The sequence below is a fragment of the Pseudomonas sp. F220 genome (assembly GCF_057813935.1).
The window spans coordinates 75,271-82,466 of record NZ_JBVASJ010000026.1; the positions used below are offsets into that span (position 1 = coordinate 75,271).

The 7,196-nt window shown below is 57.0% G+C and carries 6 protein-coding genes; 2 read left to right on the forward strand and 4 right to left on the reverse strand.

Annotated elements, in window-relative coordinates:
• Nucleotides 1-146: 146 nt before the first annotated feature.
• The 4 genes from ACZYSM_RS20405 to ACZYSM_RS20420 form a co-directional block, all read right to left on the reverse strand.
• Nucleotides 147-1,583: an NAD(P)(+) transhydrogenase (Re/Si-specific) subunit beta gene (locus ACZYSM_RS20405; RefSeq protein WP_489073937.1), complete on the reverse strand. Its 1,437-nt coding sequence runs from the start codon at nt 1,581-1,583 to the stop codon at nt 147-149.
• The gene (locus ACZYSM_RS20410) at nt 1,583-1,918 is read right to left on the reverse strand and encodes an NAD(P) transhydrogenase subunit alpha part 2 (protein WP_489073939.1); all 336 of its coding nucleotides are present in this window, start codon (nt 1,916-1,918) and stop codon (nt 1,583-1,585) included. Before ACZYSM_RS20410 ends, ACZYSM_RS20405 begins: the two co-directional genes overlap by 1 nt.
• A 15-nt stretch (nt 1,919-1,933) precedes the next feature.
• Complete coding sequence (locus tag ACZYSM_RS20415) at nt 1,934-3,055, reverse strand: Re/Si-specific NAD(P)(+) transhydrogenase subunit alpha (RefSeq protein WP_489073941.1); 1,122 nt, start codon at nt 3,053-3,055, stop codon at nt 1,934-1,936.
• 450 nt (nt 3,056-3,505) lie between these two features.
• Nucleotides 3,506-4,405 (reverse strand): LysR family transcriptional regulator, encoded by a 900-nt coding sequence (locus tag ACZYSM_RS20420; protein WP_489073943.1) that lies wholly within the window; start codon nt 4,403-4,405, stop codon nt 3,506-3,508.
• Between the two features lie 157 nt (nt 4,406-4,562).
• Between ACZYSM_RS20420 and ACZYSM_RS20425 the strand changes: the two genes are divergently transcribed.
• Nucleotides 4,563-5,744: an acyl-CoA dehydrogenase gene (locus ACZYSM_RS20425; protein WP_489073945.1), complete on the forward strand. Its 1,182-nt coding sequence runs from the start codon at nt 4,563-4,565 to the stop codon at nt 5,742-5,744.
• A 13-nt stretch (nt 5,745-5,757) separates the two neighbouring features.
• Entirely contained in the window at nt 5,758-6,978 is a 1,221-nt protein-coding gene (locus ACZYSM_RS20430; protein ID WP_489073947.1) for a CaiB/BaiF CoA transferase family protein, read from the forward strand.
• Nucleotides 6,979-7,196: the final 218 nt, after the last annotated feature.

The following is a 7,196-nucleotide window of genomic DNA, read 5'->3' on the forward strand; positions in this document are numbered from 1 at the left end:
GCAGTTTAATGATTTCAAAAAAAATCGTCCCGCTACCATGGTCGAATGCCGGGTCGCGATTTAGAGCCTTTGGTCGGTTTTAGCGGGCAATAAAAAACCCCAGCCTACTAAAGGCCAGGGTTTTCGGTATTGCGCTGAAGCAGGTCTTAGTCGACTGCTTTGACCATGTCCTCGATAACTTTCTTGGCGTCGCCAAAAACCATCATGGTCTTGTCCAGATAGAACAGTTCGTTGTCCAGACCGGCATAGCCGCTGGCCATCGAGCGCTTATTGACGATGATGGTCTTGGCCTTGAACGCTTCGAGAATAGGCATGCCGGCAATCGGCGATTTCGGATCGTTCTTCGCCGCCGGGTTGACCACATCGTTGGCGCCGAGCACCAGCACCACATCGGCCTGGCCGAACTCAGAGTTGATATCTTCCATCTCGAACACCTGGTCGTAAGGCACTTCGGCCTCAGCCAGCAGGACGTTCATGTGGCCTGGCATACGACCGGCTACGGGGTGGATCGCATACTTCACGGTTACACCGCGATGGGTCAGCTTCTCGGTCAGCTCTTTGAGTGCGTGCTGCGCACGGGCTACCGCCAGACCGTAACCCGGCACGATGATCACGGTGTCGGCGTTGGTCAGCAGGAAGGTCGCATCGTCAGCCGAGCCGGACTTCACCGGACGGGCCTCTTTCGAGCCGGCGGGGCCAGCCGCGTCCGCTGTATTGCCGAAACCGCCGAGTAATACGTTGAAGAACGAACGGTTCATCGCCTTGCACATAATGTACGAGAGGATGGCACCGGACGAGCCCACCAAGGAACCTGCGATGATCAGCATCGAGTTGTTCAGCGAGAAGCCGATACCCGCCGCAGCCCAGCCGGAGTAGCTATTAAGCATCGACACCACGACTGGCATGTCGGCACCGCCGATAGGGATGATGATCAGCACGCCGAGGACGAAGGCCAGTGCCAGCATCAGCGCGAAGGCATTCAGGTTGCCGCTCTGCATGAAGGTGACGCCCAGGCCCAGAGTCGCCAGGCCTAACACCAGGTTCAATTTGTGCTGGCCGCCGAACTGTACCGGTGCGCCTTGGAACAGGCGGAACTTGTACTTGCCCGACAGTTTGCCGAAGGCGATCACCGAACCCGAGAAGGTAATGGCACCAATGGCCGCACCCAGGAACAGCTCCAGGCGGTTACCGGCAGGAATCGAATCACCCAGGTGCTTGACGATACCCAGTGATTGCGGCTCGACGACAGCAGCGATGGCGATGAATACGGCGGCCATACCGATCATGCTGTGCATGAAGGCGACCAGTTCCGGCATCTTGGTCATCTCAACGCGCTTGGCCATGATCGAACCGGCCGTGCCGCCGACCAGCAAGCCGACAATGACGTAGCCAATGCCCGCTGTAGCGAGCTCTGCGCCGAGTTTGTAGACCAGGCCGACAGTCGTGATGATTGCCAGCGCCATACCCAACATGCCGTACACATTGCCGCGTCGGGAGGTGGTCGGGTGAGACAAGCCTTTAAGTGCCTGGATGAAGCAGATCGACGCGATCAGGTACAGGGTTGTTACCAGATTCATACTCATTACTTCTGCACCCCTTGTTCTACCGGCAGTTCTTTAGCCTTGGGGGCTTTCTTCTTGAACATTTCCAGCATGCGTCGAGTCACCAGGAAGCCACCGAACACGTTTACCGCCGCCAGAGCCACGGCCAGCGTGCCCATGGTTTTACCCAGCGGGGTGACGGTCAAAGCAGCGGCCAGCATGGCGCCGACGATGACAATCGCCGAAATGGCGTTGGTCACCGCCATCAATGGCGTGTGCAGTGCAGGTGTAACGTTCCAGACCACGTGATAACCGACATAAATCGCCAGCACGAAGATGATCAGGTTGTAGATACCGGGGGAGATAAGCTCTTCCATCGTCTGAATCCCTGCTTAGGCGTTTTTGCGGATGACTTGGCCGTCGCGGCACATCAGGCACGCGGCGACGATGTCGTCTTCGAGGTTGATCTGGAATTGGCCTTCTGGCGTGAAGACCAGCTTCAGGAAGTCCAACAGGTTGCGGGCATACAGCGCCGAGGCGTCTGCAGCGACCTGTGCCGCCAGGTTGGTATGGCCGACGATGGTCACGCCGTGAGCGACGATCACCTGATCGGCTACCGTCAGCGGGCAGTTGCCGCCTTGGGCCGCTGCAAGGTCGATGACCACCGAGCCGGGTTTCATTTGCGCGACGGTTTCAGCACTCAGCAATACCGGAGCCTTGCGCCCAGGAATCAGCGCGGTAGTAATGACAATGTCCGCCTGCTTAGCGCGTTCGTGTACCGCCAGTGCCTGACGCTGCATCCAGCTGGCAGGCATTGGCCGCGCATAACCGCCGACACCCACGGCGCATTCGCGCTCCTCATCAGTCTCGTAAGGCACGTCGACGAACTTGGCGCCCAAGGATTCGATCTGTTCTTTCACGGCCGGACGCACGTCGGACGCTTCAATCACTGCGCCCAGACGTTTGGCGGTAGCGATCGCCTGCAAACCGGCAACGCCTGCGCCGAGAATCAGTACCCGTGCTGCCTTCACGGTGCCCGCAGCCGTCATCAACATCGGCATGAAGCGTGGATAGTGATAGGCGGCCACCAGCACGGCTTTATAGCCGGCAATGTTGGCCTGGGAGGACAGCACATCAAGGCTTTGAGCGCGGGAGGTGCGCGGAGCGGCTTCCAGCGCGAAGGCCGTAATGCCGCACTCGGCCAGTTTGGCAATGGTTTCATTGCTGAACGGGTTGAGCATGCCGACCAGCACGGTGCCGCTTTTGATCAGGGTCAGCTCGGTGTCGCTGGGAGCGACAACTTTAAGAATCAGCTCTGCACCGAACGCATCGTTGGCGCTGCCAATGGTCGCACCTACTGCTTCATAGGCACTGTCGACAACACTGGCGTTAACGCCGGCGCCGCTTTGCACAGTGACTTTATGACCCTGGCCGATCAGCTTCTTGATGGTTTCAGGGGTTGCAGCAACCCGCGTTTCACCCGTCTGGGTTTCGAGAGGAACACCAATGTGCACGTCAAATCTCCTGCATGATCTTATTGCTTTGATCTTTATAAGAAGGCCAGCGCACTCCGGATGGTGCTACTGGGGCGGCCGATCAGCACGACCCCGCCGTAATCAGGGCGAGGCGCGGCATTTTGCAGGCGAACTTTGTGCCCTTCAAGGGATTATGATGGGTGACGGAAAATTAACTACAAGTCACCCTGTGACCGAATGTCGCAACAGTATGGCTTGATCCCTTGTAACCCGTGCCTTGTATGGATTCTGGCTAGAATTCGAGAATTTACACATTGGCGCTGTGAATGAGGTGGCATTGCTTCGAAATAGACGCTGGAAGCCACGTCTTTAGGTGCGTATGGGACGATTGTGCCTCTTGTCAGTACAGTTTTCTTAAAAGCGACATATAGTTATATCCGTAGTGATTTTAATTTGCTGACTACGAGGTCAGCTAATTATTGATAGTCCCTATTCTTCTAGGCTGTAGCTCTGTGCCTGGTTCACTAGCCAATCCCGGAATGCCCGTAAAGAGGCCGATTCGACCTTTCGGTCAGGAATCATCAGGTAATACGCCTTGATGCTGGACAGTGCCTGGGGGTTGGCGACTACTAATCGCTTCTCCGCTAACTCCCGCTGAATCAGGAACGGTGGAATCAATGCGATGCCCATGTCGTGCATGGCGGCTTGGGCAAGCATGGAGAATAGCTCGTAGCGCGGCCCTGTCATGTCGCGCGGAACATTTAGGCTCTGTGAGTTGAACCATTGGCGCCAGGCATAAGGCCGGGTGGTCTGTTGCAGTAGTGGCAGTTCGGCGATCTCTTCGGCGCTAAATTGGCTTCGAAGGCCCAGAAGTCGTGGGCTGCAAACCGGCATAGGGCTCTCACCCATCAGCCGATGAGACTCAGTGCCTGACCAATCAGCATCGCCAAAGTAAATCGCCGCATCGAAGTCAGTGTCGGCGAACAGAAAGGGTCGAGTGCGGTTGGTCAGGTTGACTGTGACTTCTGGATGGCACTGCTGGAAATCCTTGAGCCGCGGTAGCAGCCATTGAGTGCCAAAGGTGGGGACCACAGCCAGCTCGATGACGTTGGCGCCCTGCTGCCCCATCACCGATAGCGTGTCGCGCTCTACTGCGTCCAGTTGGGTCGCGACCCGGCGACTATAAGACAGCCCTGCTTCGGTCAGCTTCACTCCTCGTCGTGAGCGTCGGAACAGTTCGACACTCAAGAACTCCTCCAGACCGGCTATCTGCCGACAAATGGCTCCCTGCGTCAGAGACAGCTCTTGGGCGGCCTTGGTAAAGCTCTCGTGCCGGGCTGCCGCTTCAAAGCTGATCAGCGCAGCTGTGCTCGGGATCTTCCTGCGCATGTACGGCAACCTCACTAATAAAGCGTCAATAAGCGGTTTCACGCTATTACGGAGTGAGAAATTAGCACAACAGCATGCAAAATCCTCGTTTGCTGTATCTGCTGGCCCGGCCTAGGATCAGTCCACGATATTTGACCTGATTCGCGAGGACTCACTCATGGGCGGTAAAGCTAGCTTCAACTGGATCGATCCCCTGCTGCTGGATCAACAGCTCACTGAAGAAGAGCGCATGGTGCGCAACAGCGCCGAGCAATTTGCTCGCGACAAACTGGCACCGCGCGTTCTCGAAGCTTTCCGCCATGAAAAGACCGACCCGGCGATCTTCCGCGAGATGGGTGAGATTGGCCTGCTGGGCGCCACCATCCCAGAGCAATACGGTGGCAGCGGCTTGAACTATGTCAGCTACGGGCTCATTGCCCGTGAAGTCGAGCGTGTCGACTCTGGCTATCGCTCGATGATGAGTGTGCAATCTTCTTTGGTAATGGTGCCAATCAATGAGTTCGGTACTGAAGCGCAGAAACAGAAATACCTGCCCAAGCTTGCCTCTGGTGAGTGGATCGGCTGCTTTGGTCTGACCGAGCCGGATCATGGTTCCGATCCAGGCGCGATGATCACGCGTGCACGCAAAGTGGCAGGCGGCTACAGCCTGACTGGCAGCAAAATGTGGATCACCAACAGCCCGATCGCCGATGTGTTCGTGGTCTGGGGTAAGGACGATGCCGGCGACATCCGCGGCTTCGTACTTGAGAAAGGCTGGAAAGGTCTGAGCGCTCCGGCGATTCACGGTAAGGTAGGTCTGCGCGCCTCCATCACCGGCGAAATAGTCATGGATAACGTGTTTGTGCCAGAAGAGAACATTTTCCCGGACGTCCGTGGTTTGAAAGGCCCTTTTACCTGCCTTAACTCGGCCCGTTATGGCATCTCCTGGGGTGCGCTGGGCGCTGCTGAGTTCTGCTGGCACACCGCTCGCCAATACACGCTGGATCGTCAGCAGTTTGGCCGGCCATTGGCAGCCACTCAGTTGATCCAGAAAAAACTGGCCGACATGCAGACTGAGATCACCCTCGCCCTGCAAGGTTGCTTGCGTCTCGGCCGTATGAAGGACGAAGGTACCGCAGCCGTCGAGATCACCTCGATGATGAAGCGCAACTCGTGCGGCAAGTCCCTGGACATCGCTCGTATGGCCCGTGACATGTTGGGTGGCAACGGTATCTCCGACGAGTTCGGAGTCGCCCGTCACCTGGTCAACCTGGAAGTGGTGAATACCTATGAAGGTACTCATGACGTGCACGCGCTGATTCTTGGTCGTGCGCAAACCGGCATCCAGGCGTTCTATTAATAGGAGAACGTCCATGGGCGCGCTTTCGCATCTACGGGTATTGGACTTGTCACGTGTGCTGGCCGGTCCTTGGGCCGGACAGATCCTTGCGGATCTCGGGGCCGAGGTGATCAAAGTCGAGCGTCCGGGTAATGGCGACGACACGCGCGCCTGGGGGCCACCCTTCCTAAAAGATGCCTATGGCGAGAACACCAGCGAGGCTGCCTATTACTTGTCGGCCAATCGCAACAAGCAATCGGTCACCATCGACTTCACGCGCCCGGAAGGTCAGCACCTGGTGCGTGAGTTGGCGGCCAAGTCCGACATCTTGATCGAGAACTTCAAGGTTGGTGGTCTGGCGGCTTATGGTCTGGACTATGAGTCGCTCAAGGCGCTTAACCCTGAGCTGATCTATTGCTCGATCACAGGCTTTGGTCAGACGGGACCTTATGCCAAACGTGCCGGTTATGACTTCATGATTCAGGGCTTGGGCGGCTTGATGAGTCTGACTGGTCGGCCTGAAGGTAGCGAAGGTGCCGGGCCGGTGAAGGTCGGAGTGGCACTGACGGATATTCTGACCGGGCTCTACTCGACAGTCGCGATTCTGGCTGCGCTGGCTCATCGGAATCATGACGGCGGCGGTCAGCATATCGACATGGCGCTGTTGGACGTTCAAGTGGCCTGTCTGGCCAACCAGGCAATGAACTACCTGACCACTGGAGTTGCGCCCAAGCGGTTAGGGAATGCTCATCCGAACATCGTGCCATACCAGGACTTCCCGACCGCAGATGGTGACTTCATTCTTACCGTTGGGAACGACGGACAGTTTCGCAAGTTTGCTGAAGTGGCCGGGCAGCCACAATGGGCGGACGATCCTCGGTTTGCCACGAACAAGCTGCGGGTAGCCAATCGGGCGGTATTGATCCCGCTGATCCGTCAGGCAACGGTATTCAAGACAACTACTGAGTGGGTAGCGCAGCTGGAGCAGGCCGGCGTGCCTTGTGGGCCGATCAATGATCTGGCTCAGGTGTTTGCCGATCCGCAGGTTCAGGCGCGTGGGCTGGCAATTGAGCTACCTCATGCTTTGGCTGGGCTGGTTCCACAGGTGGCTAGCCCGATCCGTCTTTCTGAGACGCCGGTTGAATACCGCAATGCGCCTCCTCTATTAGGCGAGCACACGCTGGAGGTTCTGCAGCGGGTGTTGGGCCTTGAGGCATCTGTGGTCGCGGCTTTTAAAGAGGCTGGGGTGCTCTGAGGGTTCCCTCTACATAGACGCGGCTGTTCTGCTCTCTATATAGAGGGAAAACAGCCAGATTTTCGGCTTTCTGCAAGTTATTGATAGGAAGGCGTAATTAACCCTTGACGGCAGATTCTGTAAGTCTATAATTCGCCCCACTTCCGGCGCAGTCGAAACGGAAAACTCCTTGGTAAACAAAGAGTTACGCAGTTTTCGACAGCGGTTACGCTTCAGTT

Excerpts from the sequence above, each read along its gene's own strand:
- ACZYSM_RS20405 (WP_489073937.1), bottom strand. The coding sequence starts at position 1,583 with ATGAGTATGAATCTGGTAACAACCCTGTACCTGATCGCGTCGATCTGC.
- ACZYSM_RS20410 (WP_489073939.1), bottom strand. The coding sequence starts at position 1,918 with ATGGAAGAGCTTATCTCCCCCGGTATCTACAACCTGATCATCTTCGTG.
- ACZYSM_RS20420 (WP_489073943.1), bottom strand. The coding sequence starts at position 4,405 with ATGCGCAGGAAGATCCCGAGCACAGCTGCGCTGATCAGCTTTGAAGCG.
- ACZYSM_RS20430 (WP_489073947.1), top strand. The coding sequence starts at position 5,758 with ATGGGCGCGCTTTCGCATCTACGGGTATTGGACTTGTCACGTGTGCTG.
- ACZYSM_RS20425 (WP_489073945.1), top strand. The coding sequence starts at position 4,563 with ATGGGCGGTAAAGCTAGCTTCAACTGGATCGATCCCCTGCTGCTGGAT.